The following is a 19354-nucleotide window of genomic DNA, read 5'->3' on the forward strand; positions in this document are numbered from 1 at the left end:
CTCTCCTATGCAGCTTTTTCGATTCGTTTCAGTCCACCCATGTAAGGCACAAGTACTTCAGGAACCGTAACGCTGCCGTCTTCATTCTGATAATTTTCGACAACAGCGATCAAGGCGCGGCCGACAGCCGTGCCGGAACCATTCAGTGTATGGACAAAGCGCGTCGACTTCTCGCCCTCAGGCCGGTAGCGCGCATTCATGCGGCGTGCCTGAAAATCACCGCAGACCGAGCAGCTGGAGATTTCGCGATAAGCCTTCTGGCCGGGAAGCCATACTTCCAGATCGTAAGTCTTCTGCGCGCCAAAGCCCATATCACCGGTGCAAAGCGTCATGGTGCGGAACGACAGATCAAGCCGCTTCAGCACTTCCTCGGCGCAAGCCGTCATCCGCTCATGTTCGGCAATGGAGCTTTCGGCATCGGTGACCGATACAAGCTCAACCTTCATGAACTGGTGCTGACGCAACATGCCGCGTGTATCACGACCAGCGGAGCCCGCTTCCGACCGGAAACAGGCGGTCAGCGCCGTCATGCGGATCGGCAGATCGCGAATATCGAGAATTTCTTCTCGTACCAGATTGGTCAGCGGCACTTCTGCCGTCGGGATCAGATAACGGCCTTCCGTTGTCTTGAAGAGGTCCTCTTCAAACTTTGGCAACTGCCCCGTACCATAAAGCACGTCAGCATTGACCAGCAGTGGCGGATTGACCTCCATATAGCCATGTTCCGTCGTGTGCAGATCAATCATGAACTGGCCAAGCGCCCGTTCCAGACGCGCCAACTGGCTCTTCAGGACGGTAAAACGGCTACCCGAAAGCTTCGCGGCGCGTTCAAAATCCATATAGCCGAGATTTTCACCGATCTCGAAATGCTCTTTCGGCTCGAAGGAAAAGTTCTTCAGGTGGCCAACACGGCGCGTTTCAACATTGCCGCCTTCGTCCTTGCCAACGGGAACAGTATCGAGCGGAACGTTTGGAAGCACGGCCAGCGCATTATTCAACGCCCGGTCAAGCTGACGCTCTTCTTCTTCGGCAGACTGCAAAAACACCTTGATTTCGGCCACTTCAGCCTTCAGGCGATCAGCCGTCGCCTGATCCTTGGCACCCATCGCCTTGCCGATCTCCTTGGAGGCGGCATTGCGGCGCTCCTGAGCGTCCTGCAATTTGGCAATGTGCTGACGGCGCTTTTCATCCAGCTCGATCAACCGGGACGACTGAGCTTCAACACCCCGTTTAGCCAGAGCTGCGTCAAGCGCTTGCGGATTCTCGCGGATCCATTTGATGTCGAGCATGGGAATAAAGCCGTCTTGGAGTAGTCGTTGGAATGAGGACGTGATTGTCCGGCGAAACCGATAGCCGCGTCAGGAAGAGATATCGCTATCACTGGACCCTGATTGTGCTTCAGCTTCAGCAGCTTCACGCTTTTTCTCGATCAGACGCGCCATCCAGATGGAAACCTCGTAGAGAAGGATCGTCGGGAGTGCAAGACCGATTTGGCTGAGGGGATCAGGCGGTGTGATAACAGCAGCAACGATAAAGGCGATAACAATCGCATATTTGCGTTTGGACCGTAGGCCCTCATAACCAACCAGCCCTACCCGAGCCAGCAATGTCGTGACAACCGGCAACTGGAATACGAGCCCAAAGGCAAAGATCAGCGTCATGATGAGGCTGAGATATTCTGAAACCTTCGGCAGCAGTGAAATCTGCACTTCGCCAGCGCCGCCTGTTTGCTGCATGGCAAGGAAAAACCACATGACCATGGGCGTAAAGAAGAAATAGACCAATGCGCCGCCCATGAGGAAAAGAACCGGCGATGCGATCAGAAATGGCAAAAACGCCATCCGTTCGTTCTTGTAGAGACCCGGCGCTACAAACTTGTAAATCTGCGAGGCAATAACCGGGAACGCCAGAACAATACCGCCAAACATGGCGATCTTGACCTGCGTGAAGAAAAACTCCTGCGGCGCCGTATAGATCAGCTGTGCCTTGGCCGGATCGAAACCAGCCCAGCCCACAGCCCACTGATAGGGAATGACCAACAGGTTGAACAATTGCTTGCCGAAATGGAAGCAGACCAGAAACGCCACAAAGAACGCCAGCAATGCCCAGATCAGGCGGCGGCGCAGTTCAATAAGGTGTTCGATCAGCGGGGCTGAGCTCTTGTCAATTTCGTCTTCGGCCTTGCTCAAGATTTTGTCCCCGTATCGCCAGCTTTGCCAGTGGCACGCGGCTTCGTCGTTCTTTTTGCCGGAGCCGCCTTAACAGGCGCTTCTGCTACTGTCTTGGCAGGAGGCGTGGCTTTGGCCACGGTTTTGACAGGTGCTGCCTTGGTCGCAACTTTTGCCGGAGCCGCCTTGGCTGGTACAGCTTTCTTGGTTGCCGTAGCCGCCGCCGGTGCTTTTTCAGCGGCAGCCTTCGGTTTGGCAGTCCGGCCCGACTTCGGTGTTGTGGCGGTCATCAATGGCGCAACAGGCTCCATAACCTGAGGCTGCACTTGCGTCGCACCCGGCGCAGAGGGGTCCGGAATAGCAAGATTGTCTTTGGCTGCCGTTCCCGCATCTTTCAGTGTCGAGCGGATATCTTCGCCGATCGTGCGGACGGGATCGAAGACCTTGCGAATATCATTGCGCGGATCGAGGCTCTTGGCATCGTTGATGATATCGCGCACGTCATCAAGTTCGGCCTCTTTGAGTGCCTCATCGAACTGACGCCGGAATTCACCGGCCGTGGCGCGAAACTTGGCCGTTGCCTTGCCAAAGGCGCGCAGCATTTTCGGCAAATCCTTTGGCCCGACCACCACGATCAGGACGATCACGATCACCAGGATTTCCGACCAACCAACTTCAAACATTCATCATGCTCCAGCCACGACGCGGCAACGAGGCCGCGCGCAGGACAACGCTACTATGTGCCACTCAGGACTTTGTTGTCTTTTCCTTGGTGGAATTCACCGGCTGGCTCGTCTGATTGTCGATCGTCTTGGAATTGTCAGCCGTATCGTCGTCGCTCATGCCGCTCTTGAAATTCTTGATACCCTTGGCAACGTCGCCCATCAATTCAGGAATCTTGCCGCGACCAAAAACCAGAAGCACGATCGCCAGAACGATCAACCAGTGCCAAATTGAAAAACTACCCATCTTACCCTCGCATTCGCTCAACAGTTTGAGCTCATCTATGCCTTTTCCCCGTGCTTTTCAAACACAAGTGCATAATGTTGTTTCACATTCATGTTTGTTCGGCGCAAGTGCGAAGTGAAATCTTCGTCACGAATTTTGCAAACAGGCATGTTCGCGCCACCATCGCGCATAAATGTGGCAAATAAAAACTCAATCGTTCTCAACGCGCGGCGTCAAAAGTCCAAGCTCTTCCAGATCGATATCCGTCAACGGATCTTCATCTTCGGTCAGCTCATCAGGGTCGTTGACCGGAACCGGAATGGCAAAATTGGCGGGCATGCGCGCCGAAAGAAGCCCGGCACCACGCAATTCGTCGATACCGGGAAGATCGCGCACTTCCTGCAGACCGAAATGATCAAGAAACGAGGATGTCGTGCCATAGGTAATGGGCCTGCCCGGTGTGCGTCTGCGGCCACGGAACTTAATCCAGCCCGTCTCCATCAGCACATCAAGCGTGCCCTTGGATGTTTCAACACCGCGAATGTCTTCAAGCTCGGCTCGCGTGACCGGCTGGTGATAGGCAATGACTGCCAGAACTTCCAGAGCAGCACGGGACAACTTCTTTTGCTGCACCGCCTCGCGGTTCATCAGGAAGGCAAGGTCAGCGGCGGTCCGGAATGCCCATGCGCCGCCAACCTGCAAAAGATTAATGCCGCGCTTGGAATAAACAGATTGCAACTCACCGAGCAGCGCCGGAACGTCGACGCCCGATGGCAGCCGCTCTTCCAGCGCCCTCACCGTCACCGGCTCGGCAGAAGCAAACAGAATGGCTTCCGCCATCCGCAAGGCCTCGGAGACTGGAATAGCCGATGTCCATTCCGCCTCGCGCAGATCGCTTTCATCATTGTCAGCTTGCATAAGCAAAGGACCATTGTCAGCCATTGGCCACATCCCTCATCGTTGTGAGCGGAGGTTGCCCCGTCTTTTCCGCTGGCCGCGGCGCTCTATCGCGCAGGAAAATCGGCTTGAACGCACCGGTCTGCTGAATTTCCATATGCCCTTCCCGCACCATCTCAAGGCTGGCAGCAAAGGAGCTGGCGAGCACTGTCGCGCGCTCACTGGGTGATGCAATGAATTCGAGCAGATACTGGTCCAGCGCCGTCCAGTCTTTCATCTCGCCAATGAGGCGCATCAGGATCGTGCGCGCGTCTTTCAGCGACCAGACACTGCGGCGCGCGATCTGCACATGGGAAATGGCCTGCTTCTGCCGCTGCGAGGCATAGGCGGTCAGAAGTTCGTAAAGCGTCGCCGAATAGATATTGGTCTGATCAACGATGACAGCCTCGGGCATGCCGCGCGCAAAAATATCGCGGCCAAGGCGGTTGCGGTTGACGAGTTTCGTCGCCGCGTCGCGCATGGCTTCGAGCCGTTTTAGCCGGAATTGCAGCGTTGCGGCCAGTTCCTCGCCACTCTCGCCTTCATCGCCCGGTGCCTTGGGGATCAGCAGTTTTGATTTGAGGTAGGTCAGCCATGCGGCCATCACCAGATAATCGGCTGCAAGTTCAAGCCGCAGAGCCTGCGCCTGACGGATGAAGATCAGATATTGCTCAACGAGGGCAAGCACCGAAATACGGGCAAGATCGACCCGCTGGTTGCGCGCCAGATGCAGAAGCAGATCGAGCGGGCCTTCAAAGCCCTTGATATCGATCAGCAGCGACGGCTCACTAAGGCCGCGATCCGATGTGCTTTCCCACAGCGCCTCCATGGGTGCTGCGGTCGTGCCATTGGTTTTCTGTTCCGTCGCCGTCAAATCTCTCTCGCTTCTATGCCACCGCTTCGAAGAAACGCTGGAATTCTTCCCGGATTTCAGCCTCATCGGAGGCATCCGGCTTTTTCGCATATTTGAGTGCCCGCTGCGCCCGCTCCAGTGCTTTACCGCCTAGTTCAGGCGTACAGGAGGCAACCGCCGTCATTTGTTCCATAATACCGTGGCAATGAAGCACGATATCGAGGCCCGCCGCAAAGATTGCTTTGGTCCGATCGAAATAATCCCCAGAAAGTGCATTCATCGACACGTCGTCGCTCATCAGAAGCCCGTCAAAGCCTATATGGCCCCGGATGATTTCTTCCACCACCTTGCCTGATGTCGTTGCCGGGTTCTTCGGATCAACAGCCGAGAAGATCACATGAGCGCTCATTGCCATTGGCAAATGCGCCAAAGCGCGGAACGGCGCAAAATCATGTTCCGCAAGCTCTTCAAGCGGTGTTGTCACTGTTGGCAGTTCATGATGCGTGTCGGCAAAGGCACGACCGTGCCCCGGAATGTGTTTCATGACCGGCAACATACCGCCAGCCACCAGCCCTTCCGCTGCCGCCCTGCCCATCGCCGTGACGATCTCAGGATGCTTGCCATAGGCGCGCGTACCGATAACGTCATTGGCGCCTTCAACGGGGACATCGAGAACCGGAAGACAATCCACATTGACGCCCAACTTCAACAGATCGAACGCATGAAGCCGCGACAGGAGCCATGCGGCGCGCAATCCCGCCTCTTCGTCCTGTTTGAACAGGGCACCCAATGCGGAACCTGCGGGATAGTTCGGCGCCAGTGGCGGGCGCAGGCGCTGCACGCGTCCGCCTTCCTGATCGATCAGCACCGGCGCTTCATCGCGCCGCACCAGATCACGCAAATGGGCGGTCAAGTCCTCGACCTGGGCCGCCTCGCTGACATTGCGGGCAAACAATATAAAGCCCCATGGACGCTCATCGCGAAAGAACGCGATTTCGTCAGGGGTCAATTTCAGACCGGACGTTCCGGCAATCCATGCTTTTGATTCGCTCATATCAGAAGTCTACTGCGTTGATGCAAAAAAGGAAAAGGCGGCCAATGGCCGCCTTTGTCCGATGAAGGTTGGTATAGCTTACTGCGTGACGAAACAGCTGCCACCCGCCGACTTGAACTTGGTGCACAGATTGACTGCCGCATCCTTGGTACCGGCAGGAATGCGGACCCGGTAGAACGTACCCTTACCGGCAATCTCGGCCTGCTTGATATCGACACCACGACCGGCAATCACACCCGGATAGCGCTGGGCCAGAGAAGCGTAGGTTTTCTGCGCGCCTTCAGCGGTTGGCTGCGAGGCAACCTGGATCAGGTAACTACCCGGAGCAACAGCCGATGCGACCTGCTGAGGCTGTGCTGCTGGCTGCGCGGTTGCCTTCTGCGGAGCAACCCGGTCGACAACATTCAGCGGCTGGTCGGCTGGACGATCAACGACAGGGGCATTCCGGGGCGAGACAGACGCAACGGTTTCGGACGTGATCTTCTTCGTCTCAACCGCTTTGGCCGGTAGCTTGCCGGAAGCCGGAGCCTGCGGTTTGGCAACAAGCGGCTCAACCGCGGGCTTGGGCGTTGCAGGATTGCTGGCCGCAGCGAGCGAGCCGATCTGATCATTGCCGTCAGGCATGGCATTAACAGGAGCCGGAGCGGCGGCAGCGACTGGACGCGCTGCAGGTGCAGCAGCCGGGCCGGAACTGACAGGATCAGCGGCCTGTGGAATAGCAGCAACCATCGTACCGTCAGGCTTCACGACCATGGTCTGAACCTTGCGTGGTGCAATCGCGTTGTTCGGCTGCGCCTGCTGGTCAGTGGAAGCAACATTGGCGGCGGCAGGATCAACCCGTTCCTCGGCTTTATTGCCTGCTGTGTCGTTCATTGCTGCATCTTCGTCTTCATCGGTAGCGGCAAGATCAACAGGTGCTTCCTGCGTAGTAACGAGCTGCTGCTGCTTTGGCGGCGAAGTGTCGGCCGTTGCACCCTTTTCATAGACAATCTTGTCCTGAGCAGGAGCAGTCGCATTGGCAGTGGTTTCAGGCTGAACCTTGATCGGCGTTTTGTCCGCCATGATCACAACAGGCGTTCCACCGGAACCACCCATCCACTTATAGGCTGCAGCACCGGAAACGGCGATGAGAACGGCCGCAGCCACTGCACCCGGAACCATGAAGCTGCGTTTGCGGCTTGCGGGCTGAGCATAGTTTGTTGCGGCCATCCCGACATCGTCACGCTTTGGATCGTAGCCAAAGTCCATATCGTCTTCGGGGCCATTGCTGTAATTGCTGGCAACCGGGCGTGCCTGATGGGCACTGGCTGCTGCCACACCGGCAGCTGCTGCCGCGACACCAGCTCCGGCAAGGGCGTAATTTGCCGGGGAGTGGCCAGTCTTTTCTGCCTCATTGCCAAACACATCGGCAAAAATATCAGCGTACTCATCCTTGGGGGCCGCTGTTGACTGCGGCTCCTCCTGCGGCGCGGCATAGGCGGCGCGGGGATCATCCGCTTCGATCGAGCCGAAAACTTCCGCGAATTCTGTTTCCAGTTCGCCCATACCATTATGCTGCGGCGCATCGTCTTCGTAATGCACTTCAGGCAGATCGAGAGATTCCGTATATTCAACCCGGCTCTCTGTGACAGCCATCGTATGAACATCCGGCGCCGATGCGATGGATGACGCTGCGCGATCCAGTTCATCCGCATAACCGCTCAAATCCTGCGGTTCCGGCAGATGATGGGCCTCAATCGCAGGTTCCGGAGCAGAAGCAACCGGCTGATGAACAGCCGCGTAGGACTGAACAGGGCTTTGATAATGCGGAAGTTCTGCGTCCTCAACCCGGGCTTCAGCCTGTGGCTCGGCTACAACTTCATCCTCGATATCAACAGGCACTTCGAAATCATCAAAGGCAGCCATCAGCTCTTCGGTATCAAAATCATCAAGCGGATCATCCTGAACCGGCGCAGATTCCTGTAGCTGAACCGGCTCATCGGCAATGGGAGCCTGATAAGCGGCTGGCTCCGGCACGTAGGCTGGCGCTGCTACGGGAGCAGGCTGGGCGACAGGCGCTGTATAGGACGTTGCCCGGCTGATGATGGGAGCAGCTTCAGTGCGGCCGACAACCGGCGCTTGCGAGCCATAACCCCATGATGCATTGCCAGAACGCTGGGTCACAGGTTTTGCAGAACCCGCAAGCAGCGTCTCCAGCTCATCCTCAAGGCTGAGCGATGGCGCGGCAACGACCGGGCGCTCTTCGGCATAAAGAGCAGCAGGCTCCACGCGCGGCGCAGGCGTTGGCTCTGGGGTGAAACTGACAGGTTCGTGCGCATCAGCACCCTCGCCTGCTTCACTGTCCACATAGGCTGCTTCCGGCTCATAATCACCGTAATCAGGTTCTTCGTAGATTGCCACCGGTTCGGAAATTACCTGACGGACAGGTTCAGCGACATGATGTGAATGGGAAGGTTCCTCATCCGACATCAATTCCCGCTCGACCGCATCCTGCAGATCGAAATTCGCAAAAGGATCCTGCGCAACCGCAGGACTGTGATCATGCACGGCTTCCGCAGGTTGGGCAGCTGCTGCCTGTGGGTGCTCGTCAAAGTCACCCATGAGCTCGCGCTCCAGATCCATAGCAAAATCCTCGCTGGAACCGGTCGCAGAGTTCTCCTCTTCCTCGGGCGTTCCCATAATGCGGGAAAGCTCCATCAGAGGATCGTCATTACCGATTCGCGAATCATCCTGCCGGTGAGAACGCTGAAGATAGTTGTCCGCCATGGCGTTAATCCTGTACTCTCAACTATGGACGTCAAAAAACGTCACGCATTGGCCATACCAGCGCAATGTGGGCAAAAGTTGACAGGATTTCTACGCCTTTCAGCGCATTTCGGTTGGGGCGTCCGCACCAATGATAGACAATCCGGACGTCAAAACCTTAGAAACAACCTGAACCAGCCCTAGCCTGGCTTGGGACAAGTTTGGATCGTTAACCTTAATAAAACGTAAGTCCGCGTTTTCGGTTCCTTTATTCCACTGCGCATGCAGCGAACTTGCGAGGTCATAAAGGTAAAAAGCCAGTCTGTGCGGCTCCTGATGGATGGCTGCCGTTTCAATCAAGCGAGGGTATTCGGCAAGCTTGCGAATGAGCGCAATTTCACTTTCGTCCGTCAAAAGACCGAAATGCTGCGCGCTTGCAGCAAGTGATTCTTCGCCCATGCCGAGCTGTTCAATCGCCTGGCGGAACACTGAATGGCACCGGGCAGAAGCATATTGAACGTAGAATACCGGGTTGTCCTTCGAATGCTCGGTAACCTTCGCGAAGTCGAAATCCAGTGGCGCGTCGTTCTTCCGGTACAACATCATGAACCGGACAGGGTCCCGACCCACCTCTTCCACCACATCGCGCAGGGTTACAAACTCGCCAGACCGTTTCGACATCCGCACAGGCTCGCCATTGCGGTAGAGCTTGACGAGCTGGCAGATCAGCACCGTCAGCTTGGCCGTACCGCCCGAAACCGCGCGGGCCAGCGATTCCAGCCGCTTGACGTAGCCGCCATGATCCGCGCCGAGCACATAGATCATTTCATCGAAATGCCGGTCGTACTTGTCCTTGAAGTAGGCAACATCAGCCGCAAAATAGGTGAACTGCCCGTCAGACTTCACCAATGGCCGGTCAATATCGTCGCCCACATCGGTTGAACGGAACAGGGTCTGTTCCCGATCTTCCCAATCTTCAGGCACTTGACCCTTGGGTGGCGGCAGCTTGCCCTTGTAGACGTGGCCCTTCAGCGTCAGATCATTGATTGCCGACCGGATCTGCTTGGCATTATCAGCGTGTAGCGTCCGTTCGGAGAAAAACACATCATGATGCACGTTGAGCGACGCAAGATCGTCCCGGATCATGGCCATCATGGCATCGATAGTCCGGTCCTTGATGATCGCTGTTGCTTCTTCTTCGGGCATGGCCAGAAGTTTCGTGCCGTAATCGGCAGCAAGTGCCTGCCCCACCGGCACAAGGTAATCGCCCGGATAGAGCCCCGATGGAATATCGCCGATATGTTCGCCGAGCGCTTCCCGGTAGCGCAGCATCACCGAATTGGCGAGCACATCGATCTGCGCGCCCGCATCATTGATGTAATATTCCTTGGCGACATCATAACCGGCAAAAGACAGAAGGTTGGCCAGCGCATCGCCCACAACCGCACCGCGGCAATGGCCCACATGCATCGGACCAGTCGGATTGGCCGAAACGAACTCGACATTAACCCGGTGACCATAACCGAGTTTCGACCGGCCATAATCGAGACCTGAATTCAGCATTCCGGCCAGTTGCCTGTGCCAATAGGTATCTTTGAGGCGCAGATTGATAAAACCGGGCCCAGCGACATCAACAGAGCCGACATCGGGGTCATTTTTCAGCGCATCGCCGATCTTGACTGCCAATTCGCGCGGATTTTGACCAACAGCCTTGGACAGAACCATGGCGGCATTTGTCGCGATATCACCGTGGCTCGGATCACGCGGCGGCTCCACACCAACGCGGGATAGATCCACATCAGCGCCATCAATAGTTTTCAATTCAAGCGCTTGCAGGGCTTTCTTAATCCGCGCGTCGAAATCGGCGAAGATGTTCATGACGTTATACTCGATCGGGTTTTTCAAATTGATACGGCCTTTTGACCGCGATTGGCCCTCCGCTTAAGCCAATTCGGGCGTGTGGTCAAACAAGCGGCGGTGCTCGCGCACAGCATAGGTGTCGGTCATGCCAGCCAGAAAATCGGCAACAAGCCGTGCGCGGGCCGCCAAACCGTCCTGTTTCTGCCCATCGCGCCAGCCTTCCGGCATGGTCTGCTCGTCGGCCATATAGGCATCAAACAAATCTCTCACAATTTTGTCAGCGGATTTTCGAATGCGCACAACACTCTCGTGAAAGTAAAGGTTCTTGTACAGGAATGCCTTGAGCAATTTTTCCTTCTCACGCATGGCGCCAGAAAACCCGATCAGCATACGCCCTGCATTGTGGATATCATCAACAGTTTGCGGCTGGAGCGCGTCAATATTGAATTGAGCGGTCCGGATAACGTCCTCGACCATAATTGTGATCTGCCGCCGCACAATCTCGTGCGCAGTCCGAACCTCATCCAAAACGGGATATTTCTCCCGCACCCCGCGCAAAATATCACCAGTCAAAGGCACATCCTCAAGGGCATCCAGTGACAACAGCCCGGAGCGCAGACCGTCGTCAATGTCATGCGCATTATAGGCAATATCATCGGCAATGGCCGCACACTGCGCTTCAAGGGAAGCATAGCGGCCAAGTTCGAGGTCATATTGGCTGTTATATTCGACAATGGCCGCAGGAACGGGATGTTTTAGCCCCTTGCCATCCGCATCAGTGAGCGGGCCATTGTGCTTCACCAGCCCCTCAAGCGTCTCCCATGTCAGATTGAGCCCATCAAATTCGGCATAACGCTTTTCCAGATTGGTGACGATGCGCAATGACTGGGCATTGTGGTCAAAGCCGCCGAAATCCATCATCCGCTCGTTCAGCGCATCTTCGCCCGTATGCCCGAATGGCGTATGACCAAAATCATGAACCAGAGCGATGGCCTCAGCCAGATCTTCGTCAAGCCGCATCGACCGTGCCAAAGCCCGGGCAATTTGGGCGACTTCAATCGTGTGGGTCAGACGGGTGCGGTAATGATCACCCTCATGGGCAATAAAAACCTGTGTCTTGTGCTTCAGCCGCCGGAAAGCCGTGGAATGGATAATGCGATCCCGGTCCCGCTGAAAGACCGTGCGCGTCGGACTTTCATTTTCCGGAAAGAGCCTGCCACGGCTTTGCTGTGGATCGCAGGCATAGGATGCCCTCTCCCTGTATCCGAAGCCAATTCCCTGCATCGACATGATTGAATTGAATGCCTTTCACTTTGCAACCGCTGTGGTCGTTGACTTCGCGGTCGCCAATTCTTAGCTATGGTGTATGATGAATGGCAAGGTGTGACATGACAATGTCAACTTAAGCCGGAGCGCGGCGAACTTGTTCGCATTTGGAGCGTGATGAAATGAGTGATGCAATGAATGTTTCCGTATCCGATGCCGCTGCAAAGCGCATTTCGGCAATTCTGAAATCCGATCCTGACAAGACAGCCCTGCGCATTTCCGTCGAAGGTGGCGGTTGCTCGGGCTTTTCCTATAAATATGATCTTGTTGATGCACAGGACGCCGATGACATCGTTATCGAAAAGCTGGGCGCCAAGGTTTTGATCGATTCGATCTCTCTGCCCTATATTGGCGGCTCCGAGATCGATTTTGTTGACGATCTGATGGGGCAGTCTTTCCAGATCCGCAATCCCAATGCGACCTCGTCCTGCGGCTGCGGAACCAGCTTTTCCGTATAAGCAGCCATTTCTGCCGTTCGATAAAAGCCGCCTTATGGGCGGCTTTTTGTTTTTGCGCTGTGTGTCAGGAATATGTGCAGCACGGCTCATACTTGCCACCTCGCCGCTTGACCCGCTGGCGGGCGGGCGCGTATCTTTCCGCTCACGATCAATATCGATCTCCATGCAATCAAAAACCCAGCAAAGTCGTTGTTTCCCATGAAAATTGTCACCTGGAACATCAATGGCGTGAAAGCGCGGATCGAAGTCCTGATTGCCTGGTTGCAGGAGTCCAATCCTGACATCGTCTGCCTGCAGGAAATCAAATCCGTCGACGAACTCTTTCCGCGTGCCGAGATCGAAGCGCTGGGCTATCACATCGAAACCCACGGACAGAAGGGCTTCAATGGCGTTGCCATCCTGTCAAAGAAGACGCCTGACGAGGTAACGCGCGGTCTGCCCGGTGATGATACCGATGAGCAGTCGCGCTTCATCGAGGCGGTATTCTCGACAGAAACCGGCGCTATCCGCGTCGTTTCACTGTATCTGCCCAACGGCAATCCCATTGATACGGAAAAATTCCCCTACAAGCTGCGCTGGATGGCGCGCCTTGAGCGTTGGGCCGAAAGCCGGCTCGCGCTGGAAGAGCCACTGGTGCTTGCGGGTGACTACAATGTCATCGCCGAACCAAAGGACGCCAAGCATCCCGAAGCATGGGTTAATGATGCCCTGTTTCAACCGGAAACGCGTCAGGCATTTCGCCGTCTGGAAAATCTCGGTTTCACGGATGCTATCCGTTCGGTCACCGATGAGGCTGGCATCTATACGTTCTGGGATTATCAGGCTGGCGCCTGGCAAAAGAACAATGGCATCCGTATCGATCATCTGATGCTATCGCCTGAGGCGGCCAACCGGCTCGAATCCGCAAGCATTGAAAAGCACGTCCGCGCCTGGGAAAAGCCTTCCGATCACGTCCCTGTTGCAATTTCCCTGATTTGATTGGGTCTGTTCTAAGCGAACAGAGGCAGCTCAGAAGTCGCCGGTTTTGATGATATCTTCGGCCAAAACGATGGCTGTGCGCCGGTCCGCTTCATCAGCGATGGAAAACGCTTGTTCCTGAATATCGCCGATCCAGACACGATCCTGTTTGGAAGCCCGCTCGAAAGCAGCGGTCATCATGGCCAGCCCGCGCACGGTCTTGCCAGCCTGAAACAGGAGGTTGCCGAGCATGGCCTGCGCGCCCGCATGGCCCTTCTGGGCGGAAAGACGGAACCAGCGCGCTGCCTGATTGGGGTTGGGTTGACCACCCTCGCCCTTCATTAGCATCTTGCCGAGTTCGAACTGGGCAGCGGGGTCGCCGAAATTCGATGCGGCCTGCAGATAGAGATCGCGCGCTGCGCCGGGATTGGAGCGAATTGGAGAGTTCGGAATGCCGCGCTTTACATAACCGGCAAGTGCAACGAGCGCATCCGCAACGTAGCTCTCATTCTCTGTGCCCTGATCGGCGCCTTCATGAATGACCTGCTCGAACATCTTGTAGGCTTCATAGTCGTCTTCCTTGACGCCATCACCTTCCGCATACATGCGGGCAAGCTTCCAGTTTGCGCCCTGATGACCCTTTTCCGCAGCAAACCGTAGTGCTTTAACAGCCTCGTCCTTGTGGCCATTCTTGTAGGCAGAAAATCCGAACTTGAAGAGATCGAAGGGGCTTGAATCCTCGTTCATCTCCTTACCTGCATCAAAGGCATGGCACGGCAGCGTCATGACACTCAATGCAAGGCCAATCCCAAACATGGGGGCTGCGAAACGATCAATGATGAACATGACAGTGCACTTCCCTTGTCCGGAACGCGTGCGTCGCAGCATCGCCGCGCTCAGCACATCTCGTCAGGACCTGATATATGGCGACGCCCGCTATCGTGCGGCTTGCCTTCCAATTTGTACCAGTCAGTGCTGTTCGCGCTGCCGGTGCTGTTATCGAGAAATATTGCACATCATTCCAGCGATCGTTTGACCGCATTCCGGCAATAGTACGGCCGGTTACATTTGAATCTGATGTGCATGAAACAATGGAATCGTACGGGGTGCGCGTCAGTTCCGACATCGCGTAACGGCTATCTGTATAAGCCAGAAGGATCGGTTTTGCGTCCATCATTGCCCCGTGCGGGATATCGGCACCATTGCACGATATATCTTCAACCACTTATCGGTCGCCACCCTATCGAGTTGCTCCGGGTTTGTGGCGCAAAATGGGCAAAATTGCCCCTTGCCTCCGCCTTGCAAATCATCGCTCAGAAGTGTTGCTGAATCGTCACAAAACGTAATGGAGAATTTCTTACTTTTAGGCCGACGCGCATCGCACTGCACAACAAACCAAGGGCCAAATACTAAAAAGCCCGGTACGAATACCGGGCTTTTCTGTTCAATCTCAGATTGATTAGAACTTCAACTTGCCCGAGAGCGAGACCGCGGTGACAAGGTCGTCGCCAAAGTCATAAGTAGCATCTGTACCGCATTTCTTTGCCGCATTCGGGCAAGCCGTTGGGCCGTAGGAACCTGATGTCAGCATGCCGATTGCACCACCCAAACGAATTTCAACGTTCTTGTTGGGCGAATAGGCGACACCACCGGAAAGCAGATAGGTATCGGTCTGGGTAGTCAGGCCTGTTGATGTGCCACGATCCCAGCTAACCTGCAGCTGGCCGCTCCACTGGTCGTTAAACTTGTGACCGACACCACCAGTAACTGTCCAGCCGTCCTGGAACATCAGATCAAGCGACGTCGCACGTGCTGGCGAAGCTGGTCCGCAGGCAATTTTTCCCTGCGTGGCAGTGGGGCAGAAAGCGATGACGTTGAGAACACTCCAGTCAACCCATTTGACCGAACCATAGGCCAGCCAGCCCGGTGCGAAACCGCTCTGCAGCTTGAATTCGACCGACTGTGGCATGGTTGCAGTGCCGTAAACATTGGTGATCCGGCCACCAATGCCGGGCGCCAGCGGCGACTGCGTCAGATCAAGCGTCCCGGTTACCGTACCCAGATCAACTTCTGAGTTGTAAATCAGGCTGGCGCGCAACGCGATCTCTGGAATTTCGTAGGCAGCGCCAATGCGCCAGCCAACACCGTTTCCTTCCAGATCAAGACGGCCTGTGCCATCGAAACGACCTGGGAAGCCGGGATGAACCTGACGTTCCTTGAAACCGGAAACTTCCTGATAGGAGACACCACCGATAATGCGGAAGTCGCCTTTTTCACCGACGTTGAATTTGTAGGAACATGTCAGACCCCAGTCTTCGCTCTTGACCTTGGTTTCGATGTTCTGATTGACGCCGGCCCAATTGTTGCCTGGGTTGGTGTGAACGCCCCATGGCTGGCTATAGGTGCCCAAGCAATCCAGATCGGGTGTAATGCCAACCTTCGCGCCAAACTTATAAACCGAATAGTCAGGCGTTTCGTTTGCGGACTTGCTTTTGTTATTGTTGTTGCCATCGCGCGGATCAGTATCCTTCGCATTCTTGATCTTGCGATCAGGCATAACGTAGATCACGCCACCTTCGGTTGCAAAACGCTCTTCACTGAAGAGGAGATCCCAGTTGTAACCACCGCGCTCAAGGCCCCCGGCCTGAGCAGCGGTAGCAACACTTGTCAAAAGAAGCGCGCCGCCGATGATTGTGGAAATAGTCTTAGTCATTAAGTCCTCCCCGAGACCTGAAAACTTCTGAACGCGCGATCACAGTTCAGCAAAATTGTTACCAATACGTAATAGGTAACAAAGCGCGCGAATCCTGCAACTTGTTTAAAACAGGAGGTTTTCGATGGTCGGAGGCATGAAATTCAAAAACGTGGAGCTTTCGTGTATTTTCACCCACGTTTTTTAGAATTTCGCAATGCACAACCCCGCATTGAAGCCAGAAACGGGCCGTTTTCAGCCAGAAAGCGTCAATGTTGCTCAAATGCAACGGCGCTCAAAAATGACCGAATTGGGGCGGATAACTGTCGAAAGTAGGATGCGCTCCCCACCTATTCAAGGGGAGCGCAGATTAATTCAATTAAATTGAGAATCAATTAGCCAGAAATGGCTGGTTTGCTCAACTTGCCTCGCTTACACGGCGAATGGCGACTTCGATCTTCTCAATCGATGCTTGCAATTCGATGAGGCGCTCGCGTTCGGCTTCGACAATCTCGGGCTTGGCATTGGCGACAAACTTCTCATTGCCAAGCTTCTTCTCGATCTTACCGATTTCCTCGTTGATTTTACCGGCTTCCTTGCCAAGGCGAGCAACCTCAGCTTTCACATCGATCAGGCTGCCCAGTGGCAGGCAGGCGGTCGCTTCGCCGATAACAAACTGAGCCGAACCCTTTGGCGCCTCATCAGCCAGATTGATCGTTTCGACGCGGGCGCGCCATTTGATCGATGCCTCATGGCGCACCAATCGCTCCTTGGTGGCATCACTGGTTCCAACGACAACGAGCGGCGCTGTTGCGGATGCCGGAACATTCATTTCCGCCCGCACCGAGCGGATGCCTGTCACAAGATCAATCAGCCAGTTGATATCGGCTGCGGCTTCGGCATCGAGGAAATCCGGCTCCGGCCAGCCCGCATGGCAAAGCAAGGTATCACGCACCTGCCCCTCGCCTGCGGTATGCGCCCACAACTCTTCCGTCATGAAAGGCATGAACGGATGCAGCAGCTTGTAGATTTCATCGAGAACATAGGCAGCGCAGGCCTGCGCTTCCGCCTTGGCTTCCGCATCTTCGCCGTTGAAGACTGGCTTCAGCAGTTCAATGTACCAGTCGCAGAACTGATTCCAGACGAAACGGTAGGCAGCGCCAGCCGCTTCGTTGAACCGATAGCTGGTAATACCATCGGTAACGTCGCGCACCGCATTGGTGAGTTCTGTCAAAATCCAGCGATTGACCGTCAGCTTGGCATTCTCAGGGCGAAATGCCGGATTGCGTGCCACGCCATTCATCTCGGCAAAGCGCGTGGAATTCCAGAGTTTCGTCCCGAAATTGCGGTATCCGGCAATACGGCTCGGGTCGAGCTTCACATCGCGCCCCTGTGCCGCCATGATCGCAAGCGTGAAACGCAGCGCATCCGCACCGTATTCCTCGATCAGTTCCAGCGGATCGATGATGTTGCCTTTCGACTTCGACATCTTCGCACCGTTCTTGTCGCGAACAAGCGCATGCATGTAGATCGTGTGGAATGGCTCTTCATCCATGAAGTGCAAGCCCATCATCATCATCCGGGCCACCCAGAAGAAGATGATATCAAAGCCTGTCACGACCACATCGGTCTTGTAGTACATGGCAAGCTCGGGCGTCTTATCAGGCCAGCCCAATGTGGAGAACGGCCACAGAGCCGACGAGAACCACGTATCGAGCACGTCCTCGTCACGAGTGAGGAGTTCGCCCGGCTTGAAGTCTTCAAGCAGGTTCTGCACATAGGCCTTCATCGGCCCTTCATGCGCAAGATAATGCTGAACAGCAGCGCTCAAGGCCTCTTCTTCGGTTTTTTCGACAAAAACCTGACCATCTGGACCATACCACGCCGGAATCTGGTGCCCCCACCAAAGCTGACGGGAAATGGTCCAGGGCTGGATATTCTCCATCCAGTCAAAATAGGTCTTTTCCCAATTTTTGGGCACAAAGTTTGTGCGCCCTTCGCGGACACTGGCGATAGCAGGCTTGGCGAGTTCACCGGCATTCACATACCACTGATCGGTCAGATAAGGCTCAATCGGCACGCCGCCGCGATCGCCATGCGGGACCATGTGCGTATGATCGTCGATCTTCTCGAGATAGCCGCCCTCTTCCATCATGCTGACGATCAACTTGCGCGCCGCAAAACGGTCCTTGCCATCAAGGGCATGGATCAGTTGATCGAGATGACTCGATTTCTCCAATCCTTCGAGGAAGTCGTTGTTATCCTTCAGGAAGATCGATGCATCCATGTTCAGGATGTTGATGACGCGCAGATCGTTACGCTTGCCAACCTCCGCATCATTGAAATCATGGGCAGGCGTGATCTTGACTGCACCTGATCCGGCTTCCGGATCGGCGTAATTATCAGCAACGATAGGAATCAGGCGGCCAACCAGCGGCAGAACAACATTATTGTCCAGAACCGCGTGATAGCGTTCGTCTTTTGGGTTAACCGCAACGCCCGTATCACCAAGCATGGTTTCCGGACGAGTCGTCGCAACCACAATATAGGTGTGCGGATTTTCCGGATCGAATGCGACATTCTCAAGCGGATAACGGAAATGCCACAGATGGCCTTTAAGCTCACGCTGCTCGACTTCGATGTCGGAGATCGTTGTCAGCAATTTCGGGTCCCAGTTGACCAGACGCTTGTCCTTGTAGATCAGCCCCTGCTTATAGAGGGTGACAAAGACTTCAAGAACGGCCTTCGAAAGCCCCTCATCCATGGTGAAACGTTCACGCGACCAGTCACAGGATGCGCCAAGGCGCTTCAGCTGATCGACGATAATGCCGCCGGATTCCGACTTCCATTCCCAGACCCGCTCGATGAATTTTTCGCGGCCCATGGCACGGCGGCCCGGCTGCTGGCGTTCCATCAACTGGCGCTCGACCACCATCTGTGTCGCGATACCTGCGTGATCCAAACCCGGCTGCCACAGCACATTCTTGCCGCGCATGCGTTCGAAGCGGACGAGAATATCCTGAATCGTATTGTTCAGCGCGTGGCCCATATGCAGCGAGCCGGTCACATTGGGCGGAGGAATAACGATCGAGAAAGGATCAGCGCCGGGCTTTGAACCAGCTCCAGCCTTGAATGCTCCAGCTTCATCCCAGCGTTCTGCGATCTTCGGCTCTATAGCCCCGGCGTCATAGGTCTTCTCAAGCATGCGAATAGTCCGTCATTTTTGCGGAAAAGGATTAGCTACGGTGTAAACCGAATGGCTGGACATAAGTCAATGATATCTGGCGAATGTCGTCGGAATGGCTTTGACTCGCGGGTAGAAGAACTGCGTGAGTATCATCGTATCGCACATTGGGC

General features: G+C 55.3%; 16 protein-coding genes. 3 read left to right on the forward strand and 13 right to left on the reverse strand.

All coding sequences use genetic code 11. The annotated features are described in order from the left end of the window. Positions 1 to 5 precede the first annotated feature (5 nt). From serS to AB4Y96_RS08675, 10 genes are all read right to left on the reverse strand, one after another. Positions 6 to 1289, reverse strand: a complete 1284-nt coding sequence (gene serS / locus AB4Y96_RS08630) for a serine--tRNA ligase (RefSeq protein ID WP_441916678.1) — start codon at positions 1287 to 1289, stop codon at positions 6 to 8. Between the two features lie 69 nt (positions 1290 to 1358). After that, positions 1359 to 2189, reverse strand: coding sequence for a twin-arginine translocase subunit TatC (tatC, locus tag AB4Y96_RS08635; RefSeq protein WP_091877214.1), 831 nt, complete (start codon positions 2187 to 2189; stop codon positions 1359 to 1361). Then, complete coding sequence (gene tatB / locus AB4Y96_RS08640; protein WP_441916680.1) at positions 2186 to 2851, reverse strand: Sec-independent protein translocase protein TatB; 666 nt, start codon at positions 2849 to 2851, stop codon at positions 2186 to 2188. Before tatB ends, tatC begins: the two co-directional genes overlap by 4 nt. Before the next feature lie 64 nt (positions 2852 to 2915). Beyond that, complete coding sequence (locus tag AB4Y96_RS08645) at positions 2916 to 3137, reverse strand: twin-arginine translocase TatA/TatE family subunit (RefSeq protein WP_091877218.1); 222 nt, start codon at positions 3135 to 3137, stop codon at positions 2916 to 2918. A gap of 189 nt (positions 3138 to 3326) precedes the next feature. Further along, positions 3327 to 4034: an SMC-Scp complex subunit ScpB gene (gene scpB / locus AB4Y96_RS08650; protein ID WP_227988139.1), complete on the reverse strand. Its 708-nt coding sequence runs from the start codon at positions 4032 to 4034 to the stop codon at positions 3327 to 3329. 16 nt (positions 4035 to 4050) lie between these two features. Further along, the gene (locus AB4Y96_RS08655) at positions 4051 to 4881 is read right to left on the reverse strand and encodes a segregation and condensation protein A (protein ID WP_091878380.1); all 831 of its coding nucleotides are present in this window, start codon (positions 4879 to 4881) and stop codon (positions 4051 to 4053) included. 58 nt (positions 4882 to 4939) lie between these two features. Continuing rightward, on the reverse strand, positions 4940 to 5959 hold the full coding sequence (gene nagZ / locus AB4Y96_RS08660; RefSeq protein ID WP_441916681.1) for a beta-N-acetylhexosaminidase: 1020 nt from the start codon (positions 5957 to 5959) through the stop codon (positions 4940 to 4942). 78 nt (positions 5960 to 6037) lie between these two features. After that, complete coding sequence (locus tag AB4Y96_RS08665) at positions 6038 to 8725, reverse strand: SPOR domain-containing protein (protein WP_441916683.1); 2688 nt, start codon at positions 8723 to 8725, stop codon at positions 6038 to 6040. A gap of 99 nt (positions 8726 to 8824) precedes the next feature. Further along, positions 8825 to 10582 (reverse strand): arginine--tRNA ligase, encoded by a 1758-nt coding sequence (gene argS / locus AB4Y96_RS08670; RefSeq protein WP_441916685.1) that lies wholly within the window; start codon positions 10580 to 10582, stop codon positions 8825 to 8827. Positions 10583 to 10645: 63 nt separating this feature from the next. Continuing rightward, a complete protein-coding gene (locus AB4Y96_RS08675; protein WP_441916686.1) occupies positions 10646 to 11854 on the reverse strand; it encodes a deoxyguanosinetriphosphate triphosphohydrolase in 1209 nt (402 codons plus the stop codon). Positions 11855 to 12012: 158 nt separating this feature from the next. Between AB4Y96_RS08675 and erpA the strand changes: the two genes are divergently transcribed. Next, entirely contained in the window at positions 12013 to 12348 is a 336-nt protein-coding gene (erpA, locus tag AB4Y96_RS08680; protein WP_162700314.1) for an iron-sulfur cluster insertion protein ErpA, read from the forward strand. 198 nt (positions 12349 to 12546) lie between these two features. Beyond that, complete coding sequence (gene xth, locus AB4Y96_RS08685) at positions 12547 to 13326, forward strand: exodeoxyribonuclease III (protein WP_091877228.1); 780 nt, start codon at positions 12547 to 12549, stop codon at positions 13324 to 13326. Positions 13327 to 13356: 30 nt separating this feature from the next. Here xth and AB4Y96_RS08690 read toward each other — a convergent pair whose 3' ends face one another. Then, the gene (locus tag AB4Y96_RS08690; protein WP_091877230.1) at positions 13357 to 14151 is read right to left on the reverse strand and encodes a tetratricopeptide repeat protein; all 795 of its coding nucleotides are present in this window, start codon (positions 14149 to 14151) and stop codon (positions 13357 to 13359) included. A 77-nt stretch (positions 14152 to 14228) separates the two neighbouring features. Here AB4Y96_RS08690 and AB4Y96_RS08695 point away from each other — a divergent pair, with 77 nt between their 5' ends. Then, on the forward strand, positions 14229 to 14438 hold the full coding sequence (locus AB4Y96_RS08695; RefSeq protein ID WP_441916689.1) for a hypothetical protein: 210 nt from the start codon (positions 14229 to 14231) through the stop codon (positions 14436 to 14438). Positions 14439 to 14764: 326 nt separating this feature from the next. On the opposite strand, the gene AB4Y96_RS08700 is transcribed toward AB4Y96_RS08695, so the two are convergent. Both AB4Y96_RS08700 and AB4Y96_RS08705 read right to left on the reverse strand, forming a co-directional pair. Next, the gene (locus tag AB4Y96_RS08700) at positions 14765 to 16018 is read right to left on the reverse strand and encodes an OmpP1/FadL family transporter (RefSeq protein WP_091877234.1); all 1254 of its coding nucleotides are present in this window, start codon (positions 16016 to 16018) and stop codon (positions 14765 to 14767) included. Between the two features lie 397 nt (positions 16019 to 16415). Next, positions 16416 to 19202: a valine--tRNA ligase gene (locus tag AB4Y96_RS08705; protein ID WP_441916691.1), complete on the reverse strand. Its 2787-nt coding sequence runs from the start codon at positions 19200 to 19202 to the stop codon at positions 16416 to 16418. Between the last annotated feature and the right edge of the window lie 152 nt (positions 19203 to 19354).

The sequence above is a fragment of the Phyllobacterium sp. TAF24 genome (genome assembly GCF_052113785.1).
In the GTDB taxonomy this organism is placed as follows: domain Bacteria; phylum Pseudomonadota; class Alphaproteobacteria; order Rhizobiales; family Rhizobiaceae; genus Phyllobacterium.